This is a genomic window from Pseudomonas orientalis, assembly GCF_001439815.1.
Classification (GTDB): domain Bacteria; phylum Pseudomonadota; class Gammaproteobacteria; order Pseudomonadales; family Pseudomonadaceae; genus Aquipseudomonas; species Aquipseudomonas orientalis.
Genome location: NZ_JYLM01000007.1, coordinates 103,823 through 129,338, shown reverse-complemented (window position 1 = coordinate 129,338; position 25,516 = coordinate 103,823). Strand labels below are relative to the sequence as shown.

24 protein-coding genes and 1 other RNA gene are annotated in these 25,516 nt (G+C 62.3%); 8 read left to right on the top strand and 17 right to left on the bottom strand.

The annotated features are described in order from the left end of the window. Positions 1 to 24 precede the first annotated feature (24 nt). The 16 genes from ftsA to rsmI all read right to left on the bottom strand — a co-directional run bounded on the left by ftsA (position 25) and on the right by rsmI (position 17,249). A complete protein-coding gene (gene ftsA / locus TU82_RS18000; protein WP_057724626.1) occupies positions 25 to 1,287 on the bottom strand; it encodes a cell division protein FtsA in 1,263 nt (420 codons plus the stop codon). Between the two features lie 15 nt (positions 1,288 to 1,302). Further along, positions 1,303 to 2,172 (bottom strand): cell division protein FtsQ/DivIB, encoded by an 870-nt coding sequence (locus tag TU82_RS17995; RefSeq protein ID WP_057724625.1) that lies wholly within the window; start codon positions 2,170 to 2,172, stop codon positions 1,303 to 1,305. A 3-nt stretch (positions 2,173 to 2,175) separates the two neighbouring features. Beyond that, a complete protein-coding gene (locus TU82_RS17990; RefSeq protein WP_057724624.1) occupies positions 2,176 to 3,132 on the bottom strand; it encodes a D-alanine--D-alanine ligase in 957 nt (318 codons plus the stop codon). Next, positions 3,129 to 4,574, bottom strand: coding sequence for a UDP-N-acetylmuramate--L-alanine ligase (gene murC / locus TU82_RS17985; protein WP_057724623.1), 1,446 nt, complete (start codon positions 4,572 to 4,574; stop codon positions 3,129 to 3,131). Before murC ends, TU82_RS17990 begins: the two co-directional genes overlap by 4 nt. Then, positions 4,567 to 5,637, bottom strand: coding sequence for an undecaprenyldiphospho-muramoylpentapeptide beta-N-acetylglucosaminyltransferase (murG, locus tag TU82_RS17980; RefSeq protein WP_057724622.1), 1,071 nt, complete (start codon positions 5,635 to 5,637; stop codon positions 4,567 to 4,569). The genes murC and murG overlap by 8 nt, the downstream gene beginning before the upstream one ends. Continuing rightward, positions 5,627 to 6,850, bottom strand: coding sequence for a putative lipid II flippase FtsW (gene ftsW / locus TU82_RS17975; protein ID WP_057724621.1), 1,224 nt, complete (start codon positions 6,848 to 6,850; stop codon positions 5,627 to 5,629). Before ftsW ends, murG begins: the two co-directional genes overlap by 11 nt. Beyond that, positions 6,847 to 8,193: a UDP-N-acetylmuramoyl-L-alanine--D-glutamate ligase gene (gene murD / locus TU82_RS17970; RefSeq protein ID WP_057724620.1), complete on the bottom strand. Its 1,347-nt coding sequence runs from the start codon at positions 8,191 to 8,193 to the stop codon at positions 6,847 to 6,849. The genes ftsW and murD overlap by 4 nt, the downstream gene beginning before the upstream one ends. A 6-nt stretch (positions 8,194 to 8,199) precedes the next feature. After that, positions 8,200 to 9,282: a phospho-N-acetylmuramoyl-pentapeptide-transferase gene (gene mraY, locus TU82_RS17965; protein ID WP_057724619.1), complete on the bottom strand. Its 1,083-nt coding sequence runs from the start codon at positions 9,280 to 9,282 to the stop codon at positions 8,200 to 8,202. Further along, positions 9,282 to 10,652 carry a UDP-N-acetylmuramoyl-tripeptide--D-alanyl-D-alanine ligase gene (locus TU82_RS17960; protein WP_057724618.1) on the bottom strand — a complete coding sequence of 457 codons (1,371 nt, stop codon included), beginning with the start codon at positions 10,650 to 10,652 and terminating at the stop codon, positions 9,282 to 9,284. Before TU82_RS17960 ends, mraY begins: the two co-directional genes overlap by 1 nt. Beyond that, a complete protein-coding gene (locus tag TU82_RS17955) occupies positions 10,645 to 12,108 on the bottom strand; it encodes a UDP-N-acetylmuramoyl-L-alanyl-D-glutamate--2,6-diaminopimelate ligase (RefSeq protein WP_057724617.1) in 1,464 nt (487 codons plus the stop codon). Before TU82_RS17955 ends, TU82_RS17960 begins: the two co-directional genes overlap by 8 nt. Then, positions 12,108 to 13,850, bottom strand: a complete 1,743-nt coding sequence (locus TU82_RS17950; protein ID WP_163001703.1) for a peptidoglycan D,D-transpeptidase FtsI family protein — start codon at positions 13,848 to 13,850, stop codon at positions 12,108 to 12,110. The genes TU82_RS17955 and TU82_RS17950 overlap by 1 nt, the downstream gene beginning before the upstream one ends. Further along, the gene (gene ftsL, locus TU82_RS17945; protein WP_057724615.1) at positions 13,850 to 14,143 is read right to left on the bottom strand and encodes a cell division protein FtsL; all 294 of its coding nucleotides are present in this window, start codon (positions 14,141 to 14,143) and stop codon (positions 13,850 to 13,852) included. Before ftsL ends, TU82_RS17950 begins: the two co-directional genes overlap by 1 nt. Next, positions 14,140 to 15,087 (bottom strand): 16S rRNA (cytosine(1402)-N(4))-methyltransferase RsmH, encoded by a 948-nt coding sequence (gene rsmH / locus TU82_RS17940; RefSeq protein ID WP_057724614.1) that lies wholly within the window; start codon positions 15,085 to 15,087, stop codon positions 14,140 to 14,142. Before rsmH ends, ftsL begins: the two co-directional genes overlap by 4 nt. Further along, a complete protein-coding gene (mraZ, locus tag TU82_RS17935) occupies positions 15,084 to 15,539 on the bottom strand; it encodes a division/cell wall cluster transcriptional repressor MraZ (RefSeq protein WP_004371993.1) in 456 nt (151 codons plus the stop codon). The genes rsmH and mraZ overlap by 4 nt, the downstream gene beginning before the upstream one ends. A gap of 354 nt (positions 15,540 to 15,893) precedes the next feature. Continuing rightward, positions 15,894 to 16,247: RNase P RNA component class A (rnpB, locus tag TU82_RS19055), an RNA gene on the bottom strand. A 96-nt stretch (positions 16,248 to 16,343) separates the two neighbouring features. Next, a complete protein-coding gene (gene rsmI, locus TU82_RS17930; protein ID WP_162276156.1) occupies positions 16,344 to 17,249 on the bottom strand; it encodes a 16S rRNA (cytidine(1402)-2'-O)-methyltransferase in 906 nt (301 codons plus the stop codon). A gap of 176 nt (positions 17,250 to 17,425) precedes the next feature. On the opposite strand from rsmI, the gene TU82_RS17925 reads away from it, so the two are divergent. From TU82_RS17925 to TU82_RS17910, 4 genes are all read left to right on the top strand, one after another. Further along, on the top strand, positions 17,426 to 19,237 hold the full coding sequence (locus tag TU82_RS17925) for a penicillin-binding protein activator (RefSeq protein ID WP_057724613.1): 1,812 nt from the start codon (positions 17,426 to 17,428) through the stop codon (positions 19,235 to 19,237). After that, entirely contained in the window at positions 19,237 to 19,608 is a 372-nt protein-coding gene (locus TU82_RS17920) for a YraN family protein (RefSeq protein WP_057724612.1), read from the top strand. Before TU82_RS17925 ends, TU82_RS17920 begins: the two co-directional genes overlap by 1 nt. Positions 19,609 to 19,700: 92 nt before the next feature. After that, the gene (locus TU82_RS17915; RefSeq protein ID WP_003216190.1) at positions 19,701 to 20,294 is read left to right on the top strand and encodes a phosphoheptose isomerase; all 594 of its coding nucleotides are present in this window, start codon (positions 19,701 to 19,703) and stop codon (positions 20,292 to 20,294) included. Then, on the top strand, positions 20,291 to 20,872 hold the full coding sequence (locus TU82_RS17910) for a BON domain-containing protein (RefSeq protein ID WP_057724611.1): 582 nt from the start codon (positions 20,291 to 20,293) through the stop codon (positions 20,870 to 20,872). Before TU82_RS17915 ends, TU82_RS17910 begins: the two co-directional genes overlap by 4 nt. A gap of 78 nt (positions 20,873 to 20,950) precedes the next feature. Here the strand turns inward: TU82_RS17910 and TU82_RS17905 are convergent, their stop codons facing one another. Beyond that, on the bottom strand, positions 20,951 to 21,724 hold the full coding sequence (locus TU82_RS17905; RefSeq protein WP_057724610.1) for a YiaD family glycine zipper/OmpA-like lipoprotein: 774 nt from the start codon (positions 21,722 to 21,724) through the stop codon (positions 20,951 to 20,953). 348 nt (positions 21,725 to 22,072) lie between these two features. Here TU82_RS17905 and TU82_RS17900 point away from each other — a divergent pair, with 348 nt between their 5' ends. The 4 genes from TU82_RS17900 to TU82_RS17885 are packed head-to-tail and all read left to right on the top strand — an operon-like array spanning position 22,073 to position 25,509. Continuing rightward, positions 22,073 to 22,663, top strand: a complete 591-nt coding sequence (locus TU82_RS17900) for a paraquat-inducible protein A (protein ID WP_057724609.1) — start codon at positions 22,073 to 22,075, stop codon at positions 22,661 to 22,663. Next, entirely contained in the window at positions 22,660 to 23,304 is a 645-nt protein-coding gene (locus TU82_RS17895) for a paraquat-inducible protein A (protein WP_057724608.1), read from the top strand. The genes TU82_RS17900 and TU82_RS17895 overlap by 4 nt, the downstream gene beginning before the upstream one ends. Continuing rightward, on the top strand, positions 23,285 to 24,934 hold the full coding sequence (locus TU82_RS17890) for a PqiB family protein (RefSeq protein ID WP_057724607.1): 1,650 nt from the start codon (positions 23,285 to 23,287) through the stop codon (positions 24,932 to 24,934). The genes TU82_RS17895 and TU82_RS17890 overlap by 20 nt, the downstream gene beginning before the upstream one ends. Positions 24,935 to 24,948: 14 nt before the next feature. Then, positions 24,949 to 25,509 carry a PqiC family protein gene (locus TU82_RS17885; protein ID WP_057724606.1) on the top strand — a complete coding sequence of 187 codons (561 nt, stop codon included), beginning with the start codon at positions 24,949 to 24,951 and terminating at the stop codon, positions 25,507 to 25,509. The last annotated feature ends 7 nt before the right edge of the window (positions 25,510 to 25,516 follow it).

Below are 25,516 nucleotides of genomic sequence, written 5' to 3'. Positions count from 1 at the left end.
GTGCTGCGGTGTTGCGGTAAATCTTCAGAAATTGCCTTTGACCCAGGCCTGCAGCCGCTCGAACAACGGCGCTTTGGCTTCGTCGTCGCTGCGGTAGCTGTCACGGATGCTGGGGCCCGACAGGGAAATGCCGTCGGTCTGCTTTTGCAGTCCGTACAACAGCAAGCCCACACCGGTGGAATAAATCGGGTTGCGCACCACGTCGCCCAGGCCCTTGACGCCATGGGGCACGCCCAGGCGCACTGGCATGTGGAAGATTTCCTCGGCCAGTTCGACCGCGCCTTCCATCTTCGAGGTGCCACCGGTCAGCACGATGCCGGCCGGGATCAAATCTTCGTAGCCGCTGCGGCGCAGCTCGGCCTGGATCAGGGTGAACAGCTCGTCATAGCGCGGCTCGACCACTTCGGCCAGGGCCTGGCGCGACAGCTCGCGCGGTGGACGATCGCCCACGCTCGGCACCTTGATGGTTTCACCGGCACCGGCCAGCTTGGCCAGGGCGCAGGCATAGCGGATCTTGATCTCTTCGGCGTACTGGGTCGGTGTACGCAAGGCCATGGCGATGTCGTTGGTGACCTGGTCGCCGGCAATCGGGATCACGGCGGTGTGACGGATCGCACCCTCGGTGAAGATCGCGATGTCGGTGGTACCGCCGCCGATGTCCACCAGGCACACGCCCAGTTCTTTTTCGTCGTCGGTCAGTACCGAATACGCGGACGCCAGTTGCTCGAGAATGATGTCGTCGATTTCCAGGCCGCAGCGGCGCACGCATTTTTCAATGTTCTGGGCGGCGTTGACGGCGCAGGTCACCACGTGGACCTTGGCTTCCAGGCGCACGCCCGACATGCCCAGCGGCTCGCGAACGCCTTCCTGGTTATCGATCACGTAGTCCTGCGGCAGGGTGTGCAGCACGCGCTGGTCAGCCGGGATCGCCACGGCCTGGGCCGCGTCGAGCACGCGCTCGAGGTCGGCCGCGCTGACTTCACGGTCGCGGATCGCCACGATGCCGTGGGAATTCAGGCTGCGGATATGGTTACCGGCCACGCCGACGAACGCCGAGTGAATCCGGCAACCGGCCATCAGCTGCGCTTCTTCGATGGCGCGCTGGATCGATTGCACGGTGGACTCGATGTTCACCACCACGCCCTTCTTCAGGCCCCGGGACGGATGCGTGCCAATACCGACGATTTCGATCGTGCCGTCTTCACCGACCTCGCCGACCAGCGCCACCACCTTGGAGGTGCCGATATCGAGACCGACGATCATTTTGCCGCTTTGCACGTTTGCCATGGGTCCTGCCTCTTCTTAATTCTTCGCGACAGCGGGTTGTGCTGCCGTGGGCGCTACCGGTACACGCCAACCGACGGCCAGGCCGTTGGCGTAACGCAGGTCGACGCTCGCAATGTTCGTAATCTGTTCTTTCAAGGTTTTTTCATAGATGGCAATAAAGCGGCGCATCTTTTCCACCAAGCGGTCGCGTCCCAGCAACAACTCGATGCCCGGGCCGGAACTGCCTGCCCCGGTCGTCAGAAACCAGCTGCCCCGCTCACGCAATTCCAGGCGTGCAATGGAGAAGCCCAGTGGCCGCAGCATCTGGCTCAAGGCCTGGTACTGCTGCATCACTTGCTGTTGCGCCCGCTGCGGCCCGAACAGCTGCGGCAGGTGCTCATAGTTCGCCACTTCACGCGGCGCAAACGCCTGCCCCTGGTTGTTCAACAGCGCACCATCGCCCCAACGGGCCACGGGCAGTTGTTCTTCCAGGCGGATCGTCACCTGGTCCGGCCATACGCGGCGGACTTCGGCGTGGGCGATCCACGGCATCTGTTCCAGTTCGGCGCGCATGCCGGCCAGGTCGATGGTGAAGAAGCTCGCCGCCAGGAACGGGCTGATACGCTGCTGCACCGCTTGCTGGCTGATGTAGCTCAGGTCGCCCTGCACGCTGATTTTGGTGATCGGGCGGTCGGCATACGGCAACAGGCGCTGCGCGCCCTCGTAGGTACCGAAGCCCAGCACCACCAGCAACACCGGCCAGAACAGCGCCTTGATGAAACCAAAGTTGGCTTTGGGCAGGCGCGCCGACATCGGCTCTTTGGCCACCATGCGGCTGGCACCCCGTGGCACCGGCTTGCGGCTCGGTGCTTGTGGGGGCTGATGACGAAGCGATGCGCCTTTCATGTCTTAGCCTCTTGGCTCGATGCTGGCGGCCAGGATCGCCAGCACCAACTGCTGGAAATCCAGGCCGGCGGCACGGGCGGCCATGGGGACCAGGCTGTGGTCGGTCATGCCCGGTGCGGTGTTGACTTCCAGGAACCAGAAATTGCCCTGGTCATCCTGCATCACGTCCGCCCGCGCCCAACCGGCGATACCCAGCGCCTCACAGGCTTTCGCCGTGAGGTCCATCAATTGCTGTTCCTTGGTTGCGTCAAGACCGCAGGGAATCCGGTACTGGGTATCGGAAGCCACGTACTTGGCGTCGTAATCGTAGAAAGTGTGGGGCGTGCCCAATGCGATGGGCGGCAATACCTGGCCACGCAGGGTGGCGATGGTGTACTCGGGACCCTGGATCCACTGTTCCACCATCACTTGCGAATCGTAGGTGCTTGCCGCTTTCCATGCGTCGATCAATTCGGCGGCCGAGTTCACTTTGGCCATGCCGATACTGGAGCCTTCATGGGCTGGTTTGACGATCAAAGGCAGGCCCAGTTCCTTGGCCGCAGAAATACAATCGTCTTCACTGCACAGCACGGCGTGACGCGGCGTCGGAATCCCCAAGCTGTGCCACACCTGCTTGGTGCGCAACTTGTCCATCGCCAGCGCCGAGGCCAGCACGCCGCTGCCGGTGTAAGGGATGCCGGCGCACTCGAGCAGGCCCTGCATGCTGCCGTCTTCACCGCCACGGCCATGCAGAATGATGAAGGCGCGGTCGATCTTTTCGGCCAGCAGACGGGCGAGGAAGTCATCGCCCACGTCGATGCCGAACGCATTCACACCCGCGCTTTGCAGGGCTTCAAGCACGGCATTGCCGGACTTGAGCGACACTTCGCGCTCGGCGCTCTTGCCGCCGAACAGCACCGCGACGCGACCGAAGTCGGCAGGCGCGACCGTGGAAAACAGGGAGGCGTAATCAGTGATCATTTCGACGTCCCCTTCTCGGCGGCAAACAACGGGCTGGCCAGCAATTTAGGCGCGAGACCACCGATATCGCCGGCGCCCTGGCACAGCAGGATGTCGCCGGCGCGCAGCAGCGGCTTGACGATCGGCGCCAGGTCCACGCCGCGCTCGATGTAGATCGGGTCCAACTGCCCGCGCTGACGGATGCTGTTGCACAGCTTGCGGCTGTCGGCACCCGGGATCGGTTCTTCACCGGCCGGGTAGACCTCCATCAGCAGCAGCACGTTGGCATCGGCCAATACATTGACGAAGTCGTCGTACAGGTCGCGGGTGCGGCTGTAGCGGTGCGGCTGGTACACCATCACCAGGCGGCGCTCCGGCCAGCCACCGCGCACGGCCTTGATCACGGCGGCAACTTCGGTCGGGTGATGACCGTAGTCGTCCACCAGCATCACGTCACCGCCTTCGACCGGCAGTTGGCCGTAGACCTGGAAGCGCCGGCCGACACCGGCAAAGCGCGACAGGCCCTCGACAATGGCTTCATCGCTGACGCCCTCGTCGCTGGCGATGCAGATGGTCGCCAGGGAGTTCAGCACGTTGTGGTTGCCCGGCATGTTGACCGAGACATCCAGCGGCTCGCGGTCGGGGCGCAGCACGGTAAAGAAGGTCTGCATGCCGGCCTGGCGCACATTGATGGCGCGCACGTCGGCGTCTTCGCTGAAGCCGTAGGTCACGGTCGGGCGCTTGACCTGCGGCAGGATCTCGCGCACCACCGGGTCGTCCAGGCACACCACCGCCAACCCGTAGAACGGCAGGTTGTGCAGGAAGTCGACGAAGGTTTTCTTCAACTTGTTGAAGTCACCGTCGTAGGTCGCCATGTGGTCTTCGTCGATGTTGGTGACGACGGCGACCAGCGGTTGCAGGTGCAGGAAGCTCGCATCGCTTTCGTCGGCTTCGGCGATCAGGTAGCGGCTGGTGCCGAGCTGGGCATTGGTGCCGGCTGCATTCAGGCGGCCACCGATGACGAAGGTCGGGTCCAGGCCACCGGCGGCGAACACCGAGGCGATCAGGCTGGTGGTGGTGGTCTTGCCATGAGTACCGGCGACGGCGATGCCATGGCGGTAGCGCATCAGTTCGGCAAGCATCTCGGCACGCGGCACCACAGGGATGCGGCGTTCGAGGGCGGTGGCCACTTCCGGGTTGGAGGTGTTCACGGCGCTGGACACTACCAGCACGTCGGCCTCGGCGGCGTTCTCGGCACGGTGGCCGATGAAAATCTGCGCGCCAAAGGACTTCAGGCGCTCGGTGACCGGCGACTCTTTCAGGTCAGAGCCGGACACCTGGTAGCCCAGGTTGAGCAATACTTCGGCAATCCCGCACATGCCCACGCCGCCGATACCGACGAAGTGGATGCGACGGATGCGGCGCATTTCCGGTTGCGGCATGGCTTTTTGATTCTCAACCATGGGCCACCTCCAGGCAGATATCGACCACGGTGCGGGTTGCGTCAGGTTTGGCCAGGCGGCTTGCGGTGCTCGCCATGCTGTTGAGTCGTTCCGGTTGCATCAAAACCTCGGTCAGGCGTGCGGCCAAATCGGCGGCGCCAGTCGTTCTTTGCGGCAGCAGGAAGGCAGCGCCCTCCCCGGCCAAATATTCGGCGTTGCGGGTCTGGTGATCGTCGATGGCATGGGGCAGAGGCACCAGCAACGACGGCAGACCGGCGGCGGCCAGTTCACTGATGGTCAGCGCACCAGCGCGACAGACCACCAGGTCGGCCCAGCCATAGGCGTGGGCCATGTCTTGGATGAAGGGCTGTACGTTCGCCTCGACACCGGCTTCGCGATAGCGCGTGGCGGTGACTTCATCGTGGTTTTTGCCGGCCTGATGGAAGATCTCCGGGCGCAGCGCTTCAGGCAGTTGCGCAACGGCTTCAGGCAGCAATTTGTTCAGTGGCTCGGCGCCCAGGCTGCCGCCGAGGATCAGCAGATGTGCCTTGCGTCCGGCCAGCGCCTCACGGGCAATGCCCATGAACAGCTCGGTGCGCACCGGGTTACCGGTGGTGCGGCGTTTGTCCGAAGCCGCGAAGGTGTTCGGGAAGGCTTCACACACCCGTGCGGCCAGGGGCACCAGCAAACGGTTGGCGGTACCGGCGACGGCGTTCTGTTCGTGCACGATCACCGGCACACCGGCAAGTTTTGCCGCCACGCCACCGGGGCCGGTCACATAACCGCCAAAGCCGAGTACACACACAGGCTTCACCTCACGAATGACTTTACGTGCCTGCATTACAGCCTTGAGCAACACGAACGGCGCCTTGAGCAGGGACAGCTTGCCCTTGCCACGCAATCCGGTGACGTTGATCAGGTGCAGCGGCAGACCGGCGTTCGGCACCAGCTCGTTCTCGATGCCACGCGGCGTGCCCAACCAGTGCACGCTGTAGCCACGGTTCTGGAATTCGCGCGCGCAGGCCAGGGCCGGGAACACGTGGCCTCCGGTGCCGCCGGCCATGATCAGCACGTTAGCGCCCATGGGTCGGCTCCTCGGCGAAGTCGCTTTCGCTGAACTCCATCTCTTCGCTGCCCAGGTGCGTGCGACTTTCCCACTCGATGCGCAGCAACAAGCCAAGGCAAGCGCAGCAAATCACCAGCGAACTGCCGCCGTAACTGAGGAACGGCAAGGTCAGGCCCTTGGTCGGCAGCAAACCGACGTTCACGCCGATATTGATCAGGAACTGGCCGATCCACAGGAACGACAAGCCGTACGCCACATAGGCGGCGAAATACTGTTTGGCCTTTTCGGCCCACAGGCCGATGTACATGCCGCGCACGCACACGAACACGAACAGCGCGACGGTGCACAGCGAACCGACCACGCCCAGTTCTTCGGCGAGGACCGAGAACACGAAGTCGGTATGCGCTTCCGGCAGGTAGAACTGCTTCTGCACGCTGTTGCCCAGGCCCACGCCCAGCCACTCGCCGCGCCCGAAAGCGATCAACGCCTGGGTCAGCTGGTAGCCGGAACCGAACTGGTCGGACCACGGGTCGGTAAAAGTAATCAGGCGCGCCATCCGGTAGGGTTGCGCCTGCACCAGGATCGTGACCGCCGCGACGGCCAGCACCACCATCAAGGTGAAGCGGAACAGGCCGACACCGCCGAGGAACAGCATCGCGGCGGCGGCGCCCATCATCACCACGGTGGCGCCGAAGTCGGGTTCCATCAGCAGCAGACCGGCCATGGGCAGCAACACGATGAACGGCTTGAAGAAGCCCATCCAGCTTTCGCGCACTTCTTTCTGACGGCGTACCAGGTAGCCGGCCAGGTAAATCACCACGAACACCTTGGCGATTTCCGACGGCTGTACGTTGAACGCACCGAAGCCGATCCAGCGCATCGAACCGTTCACCTCGCGGCCGATGCCGGGCAGGATCACCATGACCAGCAAGCCGAACGCACCGATCAGCATCAGCCAACCCAGGCGCTGCCAGGTGGCGATCGGAATCATCATGGTGACGATGCACGCGCCGAGACCGATCACCAGGTACACCAGGTGACGGATCATCATGTACAGGGTATTGCCCGACTGCACGGCGGCCACTTCGGAAGATGCCGAGGTGATCATCACCAGGCCCAGGCCGAGCAGCGCCAGACAACCGGCGAGCATTGGGAAATCAAGGTCGATGCCGCGCCCGGTAATGATCGGCGACGGGTACGGCTTGATGATGTTTCTCAGGTTGAGGCTCATGCCAAAGCCTCCACGGCGCGGGCGAACAACTGGCCGCGCTCTTCATAGTTCTTGAACATGTCGAAACTGGCGCAGGCCGGCGACAGCAGCACCGCATCACCCGGCTGGGCCAGGGCTTTGCACTGGGCAATCGCGTCGTCCAGGGATGTGGCACGCACCTGCGGCACGGCGTCACCCAAGGCGGCGGCGATCAGGTCCGAATCGCGGCCCATCAGCACCACGGCGCGGCAATGCGCAGCCACCGGACCTTTAAGGTCCTTGAAGTCGGCACCCTTGCCGTCGCCACCGGCGATCAGCACCAGCTTGCCGTCGATATCGGCACCCAGGCCCTCGATGGCCGCCAGGGCAGCCCCGACATTGGTGGCCTTGGAATCGTTGTAATAGCTGACGCCACCGAGGTCGCGCACCCACTGGCAGCGGTGCTCGAGGCCGGCGAACGTGCGCAGGGCGGCGAGCATGGCGTCGAACGGCAGGCCCACCGCGTGGCCGAGCGCCAAGGCTGCCAACGCGTTGGATTGGTTATGGGCGCCACGGATTTTCAGTTCGCGCACCGGCATCAGGTTCTGGAATTCGAAGGCCAGGTATTTCTCGCCGTTCTCTTCGCGAATGCCGAACCCCTTGAAGTCGGGCTTGCCCAGGCCGAAAGTCCAGCATGGCATGCCCTCGCCTATCAACGGACGGCTCAGGGCATCCTGGCGGTTGACCACAAATTGCTTCGCCCCCCGGAAGATCCGGTGCTTGGCCAGGTGGTAGGCCGGCAGGCCGCTGTAGCGGTCCATGTGGTCTTCACTCACGTTCAACACGGTCGCCACTTCGGCACCGAGGTCGTGGGTGGTTTCCAGCTGAAAGCTCGACAGCTCCATCACGTACAGCTCGACATCGTCGTTGAGCAGGTCCAGCGCAGGCATGCCGAGATTGCCGCCCACCGCCACGCGCTTGCCGGCAGCCATCGCCATCTCGCCGACCAGGGTGGTCACGGTGCTTTTCGCGTTGGAGCCGCTGATGGCCACGATCGGCGCCTTGGCGTTACGCGCAAACAGGTCGATATCGCCGGACAGCTTCACGCCACGCGCCGCGGCGGCTTGCAGGGCCGGTGTGGCCAGCGCCAGGCCAGGGCTCACGTAGAGCTCATCGGCGCGGCACAGAAATTCGACATCCAGTTCGCCACAGCGCACTTCCACGTGCGGGTAGTCACGGCGCAGCGTGACCAGCTCCGGTGGATTTTCCCGCGTATCGGCCACGGCGAACGACGTGCCCCGGTTCGCCAGGAAGCGAACCAGGGACATGCCGCTCTTGCCGAGGCCGACAACGATGCGGAAGTGGTCTGAAGCGATCAGGGACACTCGTTTCTACCTCAGTTTCAGGGTGGCAAGGCCGACCAGTACCAGAATCACGGTGATGATCCAGAAACGGACGATCACGCGCGGCTCGGGCCAGCCCTTGAGTTCAAAGTGGTGGTGAATCGGAGCCATGCGGAATACGCGGCGCCCGGTCAATTTGAAGGAAGCCACCTGGATGACCACCGACAGGGTTTCCATCACGAACACACCGCCCATGATGAACAGCACGATTTCCTGGCGCACGATCACCGCGATGGTGCCCAGGGCCGCGCCCAGCGCCAGTGCGCCGACGTCGCCCATGAAGACTTGCGCCGGGTAGGTGTTGAACCACAGGAATCCCAGGCCGGCTCCGATCAGCGCGCCGCAGAACACGATCAGCTCACCCGCGCCCGGCACATAGGGAATCAGCAGGTATTCAGCGAATTTCACGTTACCCGACAGGTAGCAGAAGATGCCGAGCGCGCCGCCCACCATCACCGTCGGCATGATCGCCAGGCCGTCGAGGCCGTCGGTCAGGTTCACCGCGTTGCTGGAGCCGACAATCACGAAATAGGTCAGCACCACGAAGCCGATGCCCAGTGGAATGCTGGCGTCCTTGAGCATCGGGATGATCAAGGTGGTCTCCACGGCGCTTGGCGCGGTGGTGTACAGGAAGATCGCCGCCGCCAGGCCGAATACCGACTGCCAGAAATACTTCCAGCGGCTTGGCAGGCCCTTGGAGTTTTTCTCGATCACTTTGCGGTAGTCATCCACCCAGCCAATGGCGCCGAACAGCAGGGTCACCAGCAGCACCACCCACACATAGCGGTTATGCAGGTCGGCCCAGAGCAAGGTGCTGACGCCGATGGACGACAGGATCAACGCACCCCCCATGGTCGGGGTGCCGGATTTGGACAGGTGCGACTGCGGGCCGTCATTGCGAACCGATTGACCAATTTGCAGGTTCTGCAGGGTGCGGATCATCCACGGCCCCAGGAACAGCGACAAACACAGCGCGGTCAGCACACCCAGGATCCCGCGCAGGGTCAGGTACTGAAAGACCGCGAAGCCTTTGTGGAACTGTTGCAGATACTCAGCCAGCAGCAGCAGCATTAATGTTTCTCCGTACTTGAGCCACACAAGGCTGCGACGACGTTTTCCATCACCGCGCTGCGCGATCCCTTGATCAAAATGGTTGTGTGTTTATCGTGCTCGGCCGCAGCCAACGCCTGGATCAATTCGGCCTGGGTCGCGAAATGTCGCGCACCGGGGCCGAAGGCGTTGACGGCGTGAGCCATGTTCGGGCCGACGGCGTAGAGCGCGTCGACTTTACCGGCGGCATAGGCGCCGACTTCGCGGTGGCCTTGCTCGGCCCAGTCGCCCAATTCGCCGATATCGCCCAGTACCAGTACCTTGCGGCCGTCAAAGCCGTTGAGCAGATCCACGGCGGCATTGATGGAAGACGGGTTGGCGTTGTAGGTGTCATCGATCACGCGCATGCCGTTACTGGCCAATTGCGCCACGGTGCGCCCCTTGACCGGCTGCACCGCGCCCAGGCCTGTGGCGATGCCGAACAGCGACACACCCAGGGCGTGAGCGGCAGCGGCGGCGGCCAGGGCGTTGGCGACGTTATGGTTGCCCAGCAGGTTCAGTTGCACATGCTCATTGCCCTGCGGGGTATGCAAGGTGAAAGACGGGCAGCCACGTGCATCGACGGTAATGTTCGAGGCGTGGAAATCGGCCGCGGCGTTCAGCACGGCAAACGTCAGCACCTTGCGACCGGCGGCGCGTGCGCGCCAGGTCTCGAACGCCTTGTCATCCAGGTTCAGTACGGCGGTGCCCGACGCATCGAGGCCTTCAAGAATTTCACCCTTGGCTTCGACGATTTTTTCCGGGCCGCCGAACTCACCGACATGGGCGGTACCGGCGTTGTTGATAATTGCGACGTGGGGCTTGGTCAGCGCCACGGTGTAGGCAATCTCGCCGAGGCGTGAAGCGCCCAACTCGATTACTGCCGCCGTGTGTTCCGGGGCCAGTTCGAGCAGGGTCAGCGGTGCGCCGAAATCATTGTTCAGGTTGCCACGGGTGGCGAGCACCGGCCCGCGCGTGCGCAGTACGCCGGCCAACAGCTCTTTGACGGTGGTCTTGCCACTGGAACCGGTGACGGCGGCAACCGGCTTGTCGAAGGCGGCTCGGTTCAGCGCGCCCAGTTGACCCAGGGCCAGGCGGGTGTCTGCAACCAGCAACTGCGGCAAGGTGGCGTGCGCCACTTCACGTTGCACCAGGGCACCCACGGCGCCTTTGGCGGCGACTTCGTTGAGGTAGTCGTGACCATCGAAGCGCGGCCCTGCGAGGGCGACGAACAACTGGCCCGGCTTGATGTTGCGGCTGTCGATACTGACGCCGTCGAACGTGCAATCGCTGGACAGCACGCGGGCCGACAAGGAATGGGTCAGCTGGCTGAATGTCATCGCCTTAAGCATGGGCGACCTCCCAGGCAGTCAAGGCGCGATCCGCCTCGACCAGATCGGAAAAGGCATGGCGCTCGCCATTGATTTCCTGGTAGTCCTCATGCCCTTTGCCGGCCAGTACCACTACGTCATCCGCGCTGGCGCCGGCAATCAATTGAGCGATGGCTGCGCCGCGACCGGCCACGAAGGTGACGTTGGCGGTGTCTTTGAAGCCTTCGCGGATATCGTCGAAAATCCGGCCGGGGTCTTCGCTGCGCGGATTATCGTCGGTCACCAGCACGCCGTCAGCCAGGCGCTCGACAATCTCGGCCATCAACGGACGCTTGCCGCGATCGCGGTCGCCGCCGCAGCCGAACAGGCACAACAGCTTGCCCTTGGCATGCGGGCGCAGCGCCAGCAGGACTTTTTCCAGTGCATCCGGGGTGTGAGCGTAGTCGACCACCACCAGCGGTTGCGTACCGCCACCCAGGCGCTGCATGCGCCCGGCCGGGCCTTCCAGCTTCGGCAGGACCTTGAGGATTTCGTCGAGGGCGTAATCCAGACCGAGCAGCGCGCCGATAGCGGCGAGGACATTGCTCAGGTTGAAGCGACCGAGCAAGGTGCTGCGCAAATGGTGCTCGCCCTGAGGGGTGACCAACGTAGCGCGCACGCCTTCGTCATTGAATTGGGCCTCGCGGCAATACAAGTAGGCGCTGGAATCTTCCAGGCTGTAGCTGATCAGGCGCGCTTCGCTGTCTTCGGCAGCCAACTGGCGGCCGAACGCGTCGTCGAGGTTGATCACCCGGCATTTCAGATCGTTCCAGGCGAACAGCCTGGCCTTGGCGGCGGCGTACGCCTCCATGGTGCCGTGGTAATCCAGATGATCGCGGGACAGGTTGGTCATCACCGCCACATCAAACGCCAGCGCGGTGACGCGGCCCTGATCCAGGCCATGGGACGAGACTTCCATGGCAACCGCCCTGGCGCCGGCCTTTTTCAGGTCGGCCAGGGTCGCTTGCACGGCAATCGGGTTCGGCGTGGTGTGCAGGCCGCTTTGCAGCGCGCCATAAAAGCCGGTGCCCAGGGTGCCAACGATGCCGCAGTGCTGGCCCAGCAGGTCCAGCGCCTGGGCGACCAGTTGAGTCACGCTGGTCTTGCCGTTGGTGCCGGTCACACCCACCAGGTTGAGGTGGCGGCTCGGCTCGCCATAGAAGCGCCCGGCAATGTCGGACAACTGGGCGGCCAGGTTCTTCACCGGAATCAACGGCACATCGGTGATTGGCAGCACAGTGGCGCCATCCACTTCATAGGCCACGGCGGCGGCGCCACGCTGCAGGGCGTCGGCAATGTGCGCACGGCCATCGAATTTGCCACCGGGCACCGCCAGGAACAGGTCACCGGCGCGTACAGTACGGCTGTCCAGGCTCAACTCGCGGATCAACAGATCGCGGCCGGCGTGGGCAAAAATCTTGTTCAGGCTAAGAGACATCAGCCGCGCCCTCCATTGGCTTTTACGGCGGCTACCGGCGGTGCGGCATTCGCTTGCTGGGTCGGCGGCAGGTTGTCCGGCGTGATGTTCATCAGGCGCAGGGTGCCGGACATCACTTTGCTGAATACCGGCGCCGAGACCAGGCCACCGAAGTAACCGGCCTTGCTCGGTTCATCGATCACCACGACGATGGCGTAGCGCGGGTCGCTCATCGGACCGAAACCGGCGAACAGCGAGCGATAGGAGTTTTCCGCATAGCCCTTGGTGCCGACCGAGGTTTTACGCGCGGTACCGGACTTGCCCGCCACGTGATAAGCCGGCACCTGGGCGCGGAAGACGCCACGCGGCGCCTCGATCACTTGTTGCAGCATGCCTTGCATGGTCTTGGCGACTTTTTCCGGGATCACCTGGGTGGCTTTCGGCGCTTCGTCGACATGAATCAGGCTCAGCGGAACCATGCGGCCGTTATTGGCCAATACAGAGAAAGCGTGGGCCAGTTGGATCGCGGTCACGGACAGGCCGTAGCCGTAGGACAGCGTGGCGGTCTCGGCTTTTTTCCAGTCGCGGTAGTTCGGCAGGTTGCCGACACGCTCACCGGGAAAATCAAGGCCGGTGGGCTGACCCAGGCCGATTTTCTGCGCCAGGTGGTAAATGGTTTCGCCACCGATATCAAAGGCGACCTTACTCATGCCGACGTTACTGGAGTTGATCAGGATGCCGGTCAGGTCGAGCACCGGGCCCTCGGTGCGAGACACGTCACGAATGGTGTATTTGCCCAACTGCAAGGTACCTGGATACACCTCGACCTTGTCGCTGGGCTTCCAGCGTCCGGTTTCAAGGGCTGCACTCATGGAGATGGCTTTCATGGTCGAACCTGGCTCGAACACGTCGATCATGGCGCGGTTGCGCATCATCGCCGGCTGCAGGTTGCGACGGTTGTTCGGGTTGTACGTCGGCTGGTTGACCATGGCGAGGATCTCGCCGGTCTTCACGTCCATGATCACCAGGCTGCCGGCCTTGGCGCCGTTCTCGATGATCGCGTTACGCAGCTCGCGGTTGGCCAAGTATTGCAGGCGCAAGTCAATCGACAACGCCAAGGGCTTGCCGGCCTTGGCGTTCTTGGTGACCTGAACATCCTTGATCAGTCTGCCGCGCCGATCCTTGATGACCTGGCGCTTGCCTGGAACCCCGGCCAGCCATTCGTCGTAGGCCAACTCGACCCCTTCGCGGCCATGGTCATCGATATCGGTAAAACCGACCATATGCGCAGTGGTTTCCCCGGCCGGGTAGAAACGACGAAATTCCTCGATGCCATAGACACCGGGAATTTTCAGGTCGAGCACTTGCTGACCCTGTTCAGGGGTGAGCCCGCGAACCAGATAGATGAATTCTTTGTTGGCCTGGGCTTCCAGACGCTCGGTCAGCGCTTTGCGGTCCTGCCCCAGGGCGGCGGCGAGTTCGGGCCACTTGTCCTTGGCAACCTGCAATTCCTTGGCGTTGGCCCACAGGGTGGTCACCGGCGTGCTCACGGCCAAGGGCTCGCCGTTACGGTCGGTGATCAGGCCGCGGTGCGCGGGAATCGGGATATGCCGCAGGCTACGGGCATCGCCCTGGCCGATCAGGAAGTCGCGGTCGACCACCTGCAGGTCAAAGATCCGCCAGACGATCGCGCCGACCATCAAGGCCAGCAAGCCGAGCATCAGGCGGAAGCGCCATGGGTAGAGTGCGCCCTCGAGCTTCATCATGGTGCCACCATGCGAACATCGGCAGCGCCCGGAATGTGCATCTTCAACTGTTCGGTGGCCAGCACTTCGATACGGCTATGGGCCGTCCAGGTGCTCTGCTCCAGAATGAGCCGGCCCCATTCCGCCTGCGCCTTGTCGCGCACGCTCAACTCCCCATAGAGGGTGTTGAGCAACTGACGATTCCAATGCGCGCTGTAGGACACCGCAATTGCGGACACCAGCACGCCGACAAACAACAGCAACATAAAGAAGCTGCCGCCCGGCAGGGGTTTGGCGAAAAGCTTGCTCACCGCAACTTCTCCGCGACGCGCATGACGGCGCTGCGGGAACGTGGGTTGGCCTTGAGTTCGGCTTCGGAGGCGAACTGCGCTTTGCCATGGATTTTGATTTTCGGCACAAAGGCTTCGAAACGCACCGGCAGGTTGCGCGGCAGGTTGTCGGACTCGCCCTTGACCAAGCGACGCATGAACAGCTTGACGATGCGGTCTTCCAGGGAGTGAAAACTGATCACCACCAGGCGACCGCCCACTTCCAGCGCCTCGAGGGCAGCCTCGAGGCCGGCCTCCAGGTCGCCCAATTCGTTGTTGACGTGAATGCGCAGGCCCTGGAACGCACGGGTTGCCGGGTTCTTGCCCTTCTCCCAGGCCGGATTGGCGACCTTCAGCACTTCGGCCAGGTCAGCGGTGCGTTCGAACGGCTGGATCTCGCGGCGCTCGACCACGGCGCGGGCCATACGGCCGGCGAAGCGCTCCTCACCGTACTCCTTGAATACCCGGGCGATTTCTTCCACGGGCGCGGTAGCGATGAACTGCGCGGCGCTGACGCCCCGCGTCGGGTCCATGCGCATGTCGAGGGGACCGTCGTTCATGAAGCTGAAGCCGCGCTCGGGGTCATCGAGCTGCGGCGAAGACACGCCCAGATCGAGCAAAACCCCGGCCACCTTGCCCGCCATACCGCGTTCGGCGACTTCGGCGCCAAGCTCGGCAAAGCTGCGCTGCACAACGACAAAGCGGCCGTCTTCGGCCGCTAGCGCTTGCCCGGTGGCAATCGCTTGAGGGTCTTTGTCGAACCCGAGGAGCTTACCGCCGGGCCCGAGCTGGCTGAGTATCAACCGACTGTGCCCGCCCCTGCCGAAGGTGCCATCCAGATAGCAGCCATCCGCGCGTACGGCGAGAGCCTCAACGGCTTCGTCAAGCAGTACGGTGATGTGGTTAAAGCCGCTATCAATAGTCACAGGATCAGATCACGCAGTTCATCAGGCATGGCGCCCGGTTGTTGAATAGCAGCCAGGTCAGCTGCAGAAACAGCATCCCAGGCATCTTCGTCCCACAATTGGAACTTGTTCAGCTGGCCTACCAGCATGGCGCGCTTGTCGAGCCGGGCGTATTCGCGCAGACGAGGAGGCACCAGGAAACGACCGCTGCCATCGAGTTCAAGGTCGACGGCATTACCGATCAGCAAACGCTGGAGGCGACGGTTTTCTTCACGCAATGAAGGCAGCGCGCGCAACTTGGTTTCGATCAACTCCCACTCATCAAGGGGGTAAACACATAAACAAGGGTCAACGGCGTCAATCGTGATGATCAACTGCCCTGAACTTCGCGAAATGAGCTCGTCACGATACCGGCTCGGCATGGCGAGACGGCCTTTTGCATCGAGACTGATAGCGTTAGCTCCGCGAAACACAGATGCGTTTCTCCAAATTTTAGCGTTTTACGTTCAAAAAACCCACTTTGTGCCACTTTCCGCCACTTGCGCACACTATAGGAATGCGCCCACCACACCGTCAAGGCGCGGATACAAGGAAAAGCCTTACAGAACGGAGATTTACGAGCGTAACGAGAGGAGAAACCCAACTTCAGCGTTGTTTTTGACTCAACAAGCGCAAAAAACTCAAAGAGCTGAGGCTCAAAGTTAAAGTAATTTATTAAGAGTAAGATTTTTTTGGTATTACGAAGACGCATCTGCCAATGATTTGGCAGGGAGGGATTCTTGCGTTACTACCGGTTTCTGCCCGAGTTTCGGACGGAAGGAAAAAAGGTGGAGAGTCGATCTGTAAGCCGGGTTCTGTCTTGAACAGTCATTCGTCTACGATGGCCATCACTGGACATCTTTAGCAACCTACCCGGTCCCAGCGCGGGCCACGCCTTGGGACCCTATTTGGTCTTGCTCCAAGTGGGGTTTACCTAGCCACGAACTGTTGCCAGTCGTGCGGTGCGCTCTTACCGCACCTTTTCACCCTTACCGGCACCGAAGTGCTTAGGCGGTTATTTTCTGTGGCACTTTCCGTAGGCTCACGCCTCCCAGGCATTACCTGGCACTTCGCCCTATGGAGCCCGGACTTTCCTCCCCCCCCTAATTTTCATAGAGGGCAGCGACTGTCCAATCGACTCTCCGCCGCGCAGGTTAACGGCACGAGGGCTTCAGGACAAGTATTAAAAGTGCAGCATTGCCATCACGTTCGGACGAAACACCGGCCCGGCCCCGGAACTATTCGGCTTTCTGTTTATCGAGCGCGGCTTGATACAACACATTCTTGCGCAGCCCTGTAATTTCCGCCGCAAGAGCGGCGGCACGCTTGAGCGGCATTTCCTTGAGCAGCAGATCAAGGATGCGCATGGCCTCGCCACCCAACGCATCCTCACTCTCTGGCGCCGTCCAGCCGGCCACCAGCACCACGCACTCGCCACGCTGCTGATTGCTGTCGCCTTCGACAAATCCACGCAGTTCTTCCAGGGGCAAGCCCTTGAGGGTTTCGAAGGTCTTGGTCAACTCACGCGCCAGCAGCGCCAGGCGCTCGCCGCCGAATACCAGTTCCATATCCTGCAGGCATTCCAGGATGCGGTGCGGCGCTTCGTAGAAAATCAAGGTGCGCGGCTCTTCCTTCAGTGCCTGAAGACGGGCGCGACGCCCAACCGTCTTGGCGGGCAGGAAGCCTTCAAAAATAAAACGGTCCGACGGCAAGCCGGCTGCAGATAATGCGGCGATCAGCGCGCACGCTCCCGGAACAGGCACTACATTGATACCAGCGGCGCGCGCCTGGCGGACCAGATGGTACCCGGGATCGGAAATCAGCGGCGTGCCCGCGTCGGAGATCAGTGCAACGTCATCACCGGCCAGCAAACGGGTGATAAAACGGCTGCCCTCCTCACGCTCATTGTGTTCATGGCACGCCGCCAATGGCGTGCTGATTCCAAAATGCTGCATCAACCTCTGGGAGTGCCGTGTGTCTTCGGCCGCGATCAATTTAACCTCGCGCAACACCTTCAAGGCCCGGGCACTGATGTCGTCCAGGTTGCCAATGGGCGTCGCCACGACAAAAAGCGAGCCTGCAGTGGAATTCAAAGGACCTGGAGCAGTCAAAACGCACACCTCGATGATTGGCAAAAGCCACATTGTAGCGCGTCGACGCGCTGAAAATATGCCGTCACGGCGGATGTCGTTTCAGCCACCGTTAGTAACTGGCAACAATTGCACGACCTAAATCCACGGTTTCACGCCACGAACATCGCGCCTGGGCCAGTGCTTGGGTACACTTCCACGCTAATTTGATCGGTATCAGGAACATTTACATGATCGCTTGCCTGCGGCTGCTCTCCGCCCTCTGCCTCGCTGCCTTGCTGGCCGCTTGCGCCAGCTCGCCCTCGTCGAGTCTGGGCGACCTTCCACGCACCCCGGATGCCAGTATCGAGCAATTGCTTGAACAGGCCACCGCCGCCAGCACGCCGGAAAAGGCCGCATTGCTGCGCCTGAGCGCGGCTGACCTGGCCTTCCGGCAGAACAACCCTGGCCGTTCCTCGCAGATCCTTGCCCAGGTGCCCCTGACTGTTCTGAAGCCGGCCGCGCAGATATTTGCCAGCACCCTGGCAGCGGAACTGGCGATGACCCGCAACCAGCCCAAGGCGGCATTGACGGCGCTGGACCATCCCAGCCTGCAAAGCCTGAAGGAGCTGCCGGCCGATCAGCAGATCCGCACGGGCACCGTGCATGCCCGCGCTTATGAAGCCGACGGCCAGACCCTGGCCGCAGCGCGCGAGCGGGTCGCCATGGCACCTCTGCTCAGCGGCGATGCGGCCAACAGCAACCACGAAGCGATCTGGGCGCTGATTGCCGCGCTGCCGGCCGAGCAGTTGCAAGCCACCGGCAACCCGACACTGGACGGCTGGATCACCCTGGCCCAGGCGGTCAAGGGCGCCGGCACGCTGGAACAACAGCAAACCGCCATCGACACCTGGCGTGCGCGCAACCCGGGGCATCCGGCCGCCGTGCAATTGCCGACGCCGCTGACCAAACTCAAGGAACTGGCCAGCCAGCCGCTTAGCAAGATCGCCCTGCTGTTGCCGCAGGAAGGCGCCCTGGCGTCAGTCGGCAAGGCCTTGCGTGAAGGCTTCATGGCCGCTCACTACCAGGCCGAACAGGCCGGGCAGAAGCCGCCCGTGATTGAGTTTTACGACAGCTCGCGCCTGACTTCCATCGACGACTTCTACGCCAAGGCCCAGGCCGCCGGCGTGCAACTGGTCGTCGGCCCGCTGGAAAAGCCGCTGGTCAAGCAGCTCAGTGCTCGCCCGCAGCTGCCGATCACCACCCTGGCGCTGAACTACAGCGAAACCGATCAAGGCCCGGCGCAACTGTTCCAGTTCGGCCTGGCAGCTGAAGACGAAGCCCGTGAAGTGTCGCGCCGCGCCCGTGCCGACGGCCTGCATCGCGCCGCCGCCATGGTGCCCCGTGGCGAATGGGGCGAGCGTGTCTACAAAGCCTTCCGTGAGGATTGGGAAGCCAATGGCGGCACCGTCATGGGCGTCGAGTATGTCGATCAACCGGTGGCACTGGCCCAGCAGATCGCTGACTTGTTCCAGTTGCGCAAAAGCGAAGGCCGCGCCAAGAGCCTGCAAGGCACTGTCGGCACTGACGTTGCCGCCCAGCCGTCGCGTCGCCAGGACATCGAATTCATCTTCCTGGCCGTCACCCCGCAACTGGCCCAGCAGATCAAGCCGACCCTGAACTTCCAATACGCCGGTGATGTGCCTGTCTACGCAACTTCCCACGTATTCAGCGCCAGCGGCGACCGCAACCAGTACCTGGACATGACCAACGTGATGTTCTGCGAAACCCCCTGGTTGCTCAACACTACCGACCCGCTGCGCAACCAGGTGGCCGCGCAATGGCCGCAAGCCAATGGCAGCCTGGGCCGCCTCTACGCGATGGGCGTGGATGCCTATCGCCTGGCGCCACGCCTGGGCCAGCTCAAGGCACTGCCGGACACCCGTGTCGACGGCCTCTCCGGCAACCTGGGCATCAGCGCCAACCAGCGCGTTGACCGCCAGATGCCTTGGGCCAAGTTCGTCGGCGGCGAGATCCAGCGCCTGCCGGACACGCCACGCTGATGCCCGAGCGGTCCAGCGCGCAAAGCGGCAAGGATGCCGAACACCAAGCGCTGAGCTACCTGCAACAACAGGGTCTGCGCCTTCTGGCGCAGAACTGGTTATGTAAACGCGGTGAGCTTGATCTGGTCATGCTTGACGGCGATACAGTAGTATTCGTCGAAGTCCGCTACAGAAAACACGCACAATGGGGTGGCGCGCTCGCCAGTATCGATGGGCGCAAGCGTCAGAAGCTGATACTTGCCGCGCAGTTTTTCCTGCTCAAAGAGCGTCGCTGGGCCGACAGCCCCTGCCGTTTCGATGTGGTTGCCATAGAAAGCACACCGTCGGGCCCTGCTGATCTGAACTGGCTCAAAGATGCCTTCGACAGCTGACTCACCCGGCTCCTTCACCCCACACTTTTGCTCTTTGCTTTGCGGGCTGCACATTCCTGTGCCAAACAGCCGCGCTAATTAAGGTCACACAGATGGACATGCAATCCCGAATTCGCCAGCTTTTCCAGGCCAGCATCGACACCAAGCAACAGGCGATGGACGTACTTGCACCGCACATCGAGCAAGCCAGTCAGGTCATGGTCAATGCCTTGCTCAACGAAGGCAAAATGCTTTCGTGCGGTAATGGCGGCTCGGCGGGTGACGCCCAGCATTTTTCCTCCGAGCTGCTCAACCGCTTCGAGCGCGAACGCCCGAGCCTGCCGGCGATTGCCCTGACCACCGATACGTCGACGATCACCTCGATCGCCAACGACTACAGCTACAACGAAATCTTCTCCAAACAGATCCGCGCCCTCGGCCAGCCGGGCGATGTGCTGCTGGCGATTTCCACCAGCGGCAACTCGGCGAACATCATTCAAGCGATCCAGGCCGCACATGATCGCGAAATGATTGTCGTAGCCTTGACCGGGCGCGACGGCGGCGGCATGGCCTCGTTGCTGCTGCCCGAGGACGTGGAGATTCGCGTCCCGGCCAATGTCACTGCACGCATTCAAGAAGTCCACCTGCTGGCGATCCACTGCCTGTGCGATCTGATCGACAGCCAACTGTTCGGGAGTGAAGAATGACCGTTAACCGCCTCAGCCTTTTGGCCATCACGCTGTGCCTCGCCATCAGCGGTTGCAGCACGGCAATCACCGCAACACGGGACACCCCCATCCAGGACGACCGGGGCACACGCACCTTCGGCAGCACCATCGATGACTCGCTGATCGAAACCAAGGTCAAGGTCAACGTCGCCAAAGCGGCTACGGACCTGGGCAATGGCGCATCGCGCATCGTCGTGACCAGCTTCAACGGCGTCGTGCTGCTGGCCGGTCAAACGCCGCGCGAAGACCTCAAGGCCCAGGCTGAACAGGCCGCCTCGGCGGTGCAGCGGGTCAAGAAGGTGCACAACGAACTGCAGGTCATGGACCCGATCACGCTGCTGGCGATCAGCAACGATGCGTTGCTGACCACCAAGATCAAGGCGCAGATGCTCACCGACAGTGCCGTGCCGGGCTCGCGCATCAAGATCGTCACCGACAACGGCATCGTCTACATGATGGGCCTGCTGACCCAGGCTGAAGCCACTCGCGCGGCCAACCTGGTACAGGGCGTGTCTGGCGTTCAAAAAATCGTGAAGGTGTTCGAATACATCGACTGATGTAACCAGCGTCTAGCCACACCCACAAAAAAGGGCGCCGTGCAGTCAATGCACGGCGCCCTTTTTTGCAGCAGTTGTTTACTGGTATTGCGAGTACGGGTTGCCCTGGAACTGGTTGTTCTGTTGCGGCGCCTGTTGCTGGGCGCCCGGCTGGCCGTACTGCTGGCCAGGAATCGGACCAAGGTTCACTTCCACGCGACGGTTCTGGGCACGGCCATTGACGTCGGCGTTACTGGCAATCGGATTATCCGGGCCGGCACCACGAGCGCTCAGGTTGGCGGCACTGACACCTTGAGAGGTCAGGTAGTTGGCCACGCTCTGCGCACGGCGCTGGGACAGGTCCATGTTCAACTGGCGGCTGCCGGTGCTGTCGGTGTAGCCAACAATCTGGATGGTGTTCTGATTGAACTGCTTGAGGGAGTTGGCCAGGTTGTTCAGCGGCTGGTAGAAGCTGCTGGAGATGGCGTCGGAGTTGGTAGCAAAGGTGATATTGCCGGGCATGATCAACTTGATCTGGTCACCCTGGCGCTGCACTTCAACCCCGGTATTGGCCATGCTTTCGCGCAGTTTTTTCTCTTGCTGGTCGGCATAGTAGCCATAGCCGGCAGCACCGGCACCGGCGACCACTGCGCCAATCAGCGCGCCCTTGCCACGGTTGTTATGGTCGATGGCGGCACCGGCCAGTGCCCCGGCCAGCGCACCGAGGCCGCCGTACTTGGCGGTCTTGCTCATGCCGCTTTCGGAACCATTGCCGGCCTGTCCCTGGCTGCCATCATAAGGATTAGGTGAAGCGCAGCCGGACAACAGGGCTACGGCGGTAGCAACAACAAGCAGACGACGCGGAGTGAACATGAAGGAAGCTCCTACTTTTGCATTCTGTGATGCAGAGGACATGGGCAACGGACCTGTGCCGGGTTTGGAACACGACAAGCGGTAAAAATTCCGTGCGCGAGGCGTAAACCGGATTCATCCAGGACATGGAGTTTCAAGTGTGGGAGGGGCTTGCTCTCGACAGCGGTGGATCAGTCAACTCAACTATAGCCGACACACCGTTATCGGGAGCAAGCCCCCTCCCACAGAGGCAGCTCGCGCCTTCAGGCACGCACAAAAGGATAATCGAGCCTTCGGGCTGCTAAGCTACCCGAACTCAGCCCACGGCGATGATCCACACCGCAGTCATTTGTATCCGGAGCAACACGTATGGCAACCCAACAGGTCATCTGCGAACACTGCGACTGCGTGTATCAGAAAGTCACGCTCGCCCGGCATCAAAAAGCCCTGTGCCTGCGCTGCGACGGTGTACTGCAGCGCTATAACGGCCTGTCGGTGCAACAGCGCCTCGCGTTGACGGTCACCGCTGCGGTGCTGTGGGCGTTCGCCAATTTCTATCCGGTGATGAGCATCAGCCTGCAAGGCTTGAAGAACAGCGCGACCCTGTGGGATTCGGTGGTTGCGCTGAGTCTGGGACCGATCACGTTTATCGCCCTGGTGGCGGCGATTTCCATGATCATCGCGCCGGTATTCCAGTTGCTGCTGCTGACCTGGGTATTGAGTTTCGCCCTCACCGGCAGGCGCTCGCCGGCCTTCAAGCTGTGCATGCGCTGGCTGGAAGCACTCAGGCCCTGGAGCATGCTGGAGGTGTGCCTGCTGGGCGCAATGGTCGCGGTGTTCAAGCTGGCCGGCATGCTCGATGTGATACCCGGCATCGGCCTGTTCGCGCTGGCCGTCCTCAGCCTTTTGCTGATCCGCATCGCCGGGCGCGATGTGCGCGACCTGTGGGACACCCTATGAATTCACCACCCACCGCCCGCCAGCTCAACCTGTGCCTGTGCCACACCTGCGGCAAGCCTTGCGACATGCGCTTTGAGCCCACCGAGTGCAGCCGCTGCGGCGCGCCCTTGCACCGACGCAAGGTGCAGTCCCTGACCCGCACCTGGGCCTACCTGCTCACCGCGCTGGCCTTTTATGTGCCGGCGAACATATTGCCGGTAATGAACACCACCATGCTCGGTTCCGGCGCGGACAGCACCATCATGAGCGGCGTGCTGGAATTCTGGCAGCATGGCGCCTGGGACATTGCGCTGATCATTTTCATTGCCAGCATTGCCGTGCCGGGTATCAAGTTCGTGTCACTGGGGTTGCTGCTGATCACCGTGCAGCGCAATAGCCAGTGGGCGCGCAAGGAGCGCTCGAAGCTGTTTCGGTTCATCGAGCTGATCGGCTACTGGTCGATGCTGGATGTGATCGTGGTCGCACTCGTCGCCGCGCTGGTGAAGTTCCAGGCCCTGGGCAACATCGAGCCGCGCCTGGGCATTCTGTTTTTTGGGCTGGTGGTCGTGTTCACGATGCTGGCCGCCATGAGTTTCGATCCCCGGCTGATCTGGGAAAATCCACACAATGAGGAGACCTCGGATGAGCTCATCCAAGGCTGACAACACGGCGGGGCAACCCGCGATCAAGACACGTCGCTTCAGCGTTTCGCTGGTATGGATCGTGCCGATTGTCGCCGTACTGGTGGGTCTCTCATTGGTGGTCCACAGCATGCTGCAAAAAGGACCGACCATCACCCTCAACTTCAAGACCGGCAGCGGGCTGGTCGCCAACAAGACCGAAGTGAAATACCGCAACGTGGTCATTGGCCAGGTGACCGGTGTCGCCTTGAGCGATGACCAGAAAAGCGTCAACGCCACCGTCGAACTGGTCAAGCAGGCCGAAAGCTTCACCCGTGAAGACTCCAAGTACTGGGTGGTGCGCCCGCGCATCGGCGCCGGTGGCGTGTCCGGCATCGATACGCTGCTGTCCGGCGACTATATCGGTGCCGACATCGGCCAGTCCGATACCCGCGCCAAACAGTTCAAGGGCCTGGAAAACCCGCCGCCCATCACCTACGGCGAGCCCGGCAAGCGCTTCACCCTGCATACCCAGGGCCTGGGGTCGCTGGATATCGGCTCGCCGGTGTATTACCGCAAGATCCCGGTCGGCCAGGTGGTTGCCTACGCACTGGACAGCGAGGGCAAGGGCGTGAATATCGAAGTGTTCGTGCATGCGCCCAATGATGCGTACGTCACCGAAAACACGCGGTTCTGGAACGCCAGCGGCGTCGACCTCAGCGTCGGTGCCAATGGCTTCGAGATGAAGACCGAATCGGTGTCGTCGATGTTGATGGGCGGCATCTCCTTTCAGGCACCGCCCTACAGCCCCAATGACAAACCGGCCGGGGAAAATCAGAACTTTGAGCTGTTCGAAGACCAGCAAAGCGCCCTTGCACCGCCCAATGGCAAAGGTCAATACATGGTACTGCGCTTTGATCAGGCCCTGCGTGGGTTGAAGGTCGGCGCGCCGGTCGAGTTCCTCGGGGTCGAGTTCGGCAAGGTGGTCTCGATCAACCTGGATTTCGACGCCCGCAAACGCAGTTTCCCGGTCAACGTCGGCATCGTGATCTACCCGCAACTGCTCGGCCAGGCGCACACCAAGCTGCTCAAGGCGATGAACAACAACCCTGACGATGAGGCCGCCGGCGTGCGCCTGATCGGCAGCTTCATCGAAAACGGCCTGCGCGCCCAGGCCCGCAGCGGCAACCTGCTGACCGGTCAGCTGTACATTGCCCTGGACTTCTACCCCAAGGCCGAGAAAGTCGCGTTTGACCCGAACCAACGCCCCGTGGGCATCCCTACCCTTCCCGGCAACCTGGAACAGTTGCAGGAGAAATTCGAAGGCATCGTCAACAAAATTAGCCAACTGCCTGTCGAGCGCATTGCCGGCAACCTCGACGCCAGCCTGGTCGAGCTGCGCAAGGGGCTGGCCCAATTCAACGCCAAGACCTTGCCCGGTGTGCAAACCACCTTGGGCGACGTGAGCAAGACCCTGCAATCGGCCAGTTCCACCCTGGCCGAAGACTCGCCGCAGCGCGAGCAACTGACCCAGACCCTGGATGAACTGGCGCGCATGTCGCGCTCCTTGCGCGAGCTGTCGGATTACCTGGGCCGGCATCCGGAATCGCTGATTCGCGGTCGCGCCGATAACGCCGCGCCTCTGGACCTGCAAGGGCCACCCCGCAAATGACTATTGGAGCCGCCATGACGTTGCCGTTGAAAATCACCTGGGTGACCGCCCTCTTGCTGCTGGCGGCGTGCCGCAGCGAGCCGATTGCGTTCCATACCCTGACCCCGGCGCACGGGAACAACGCCACGCGCGCGGAGGCCGGAGCAATACGCATTGAAAGCATCAGTGTGCCGCCTCAGGTCGACCGCGCGCAGATCGTGATCCGCGAGGGCGACAGCGGCCTGGCGATTCTGGAAACCCAGTGGTGGGCCGCCAGCCTTGCCGATGAGCTGAGGAGCGCGCTGGTGGACCAACTGGCCAACAGCGATGCCCGGCAAGCGGTGTCGTTGCGCGTCGAGGTGCAGCGCTTTGATTCGGTGCCTGGACAGTACGCGCTGCTCGACGCGCGTTGGCGCCTCAGGCCGGTCGGCGAGGGTGATCGTCCTGGACTGACCTGCCGCTCGACCTTGCAGTCACCGGCAGGCCCGAGCATCGATGACGTGGTGGTGGCGCACCAGAACAACCTCAAGCGCTTCGCCGCGCTGATCAACAGCGCCGCAGGCTCGTCCCTGACGCAGTGCCCGAGCGCGCAGTGAGCGGCGC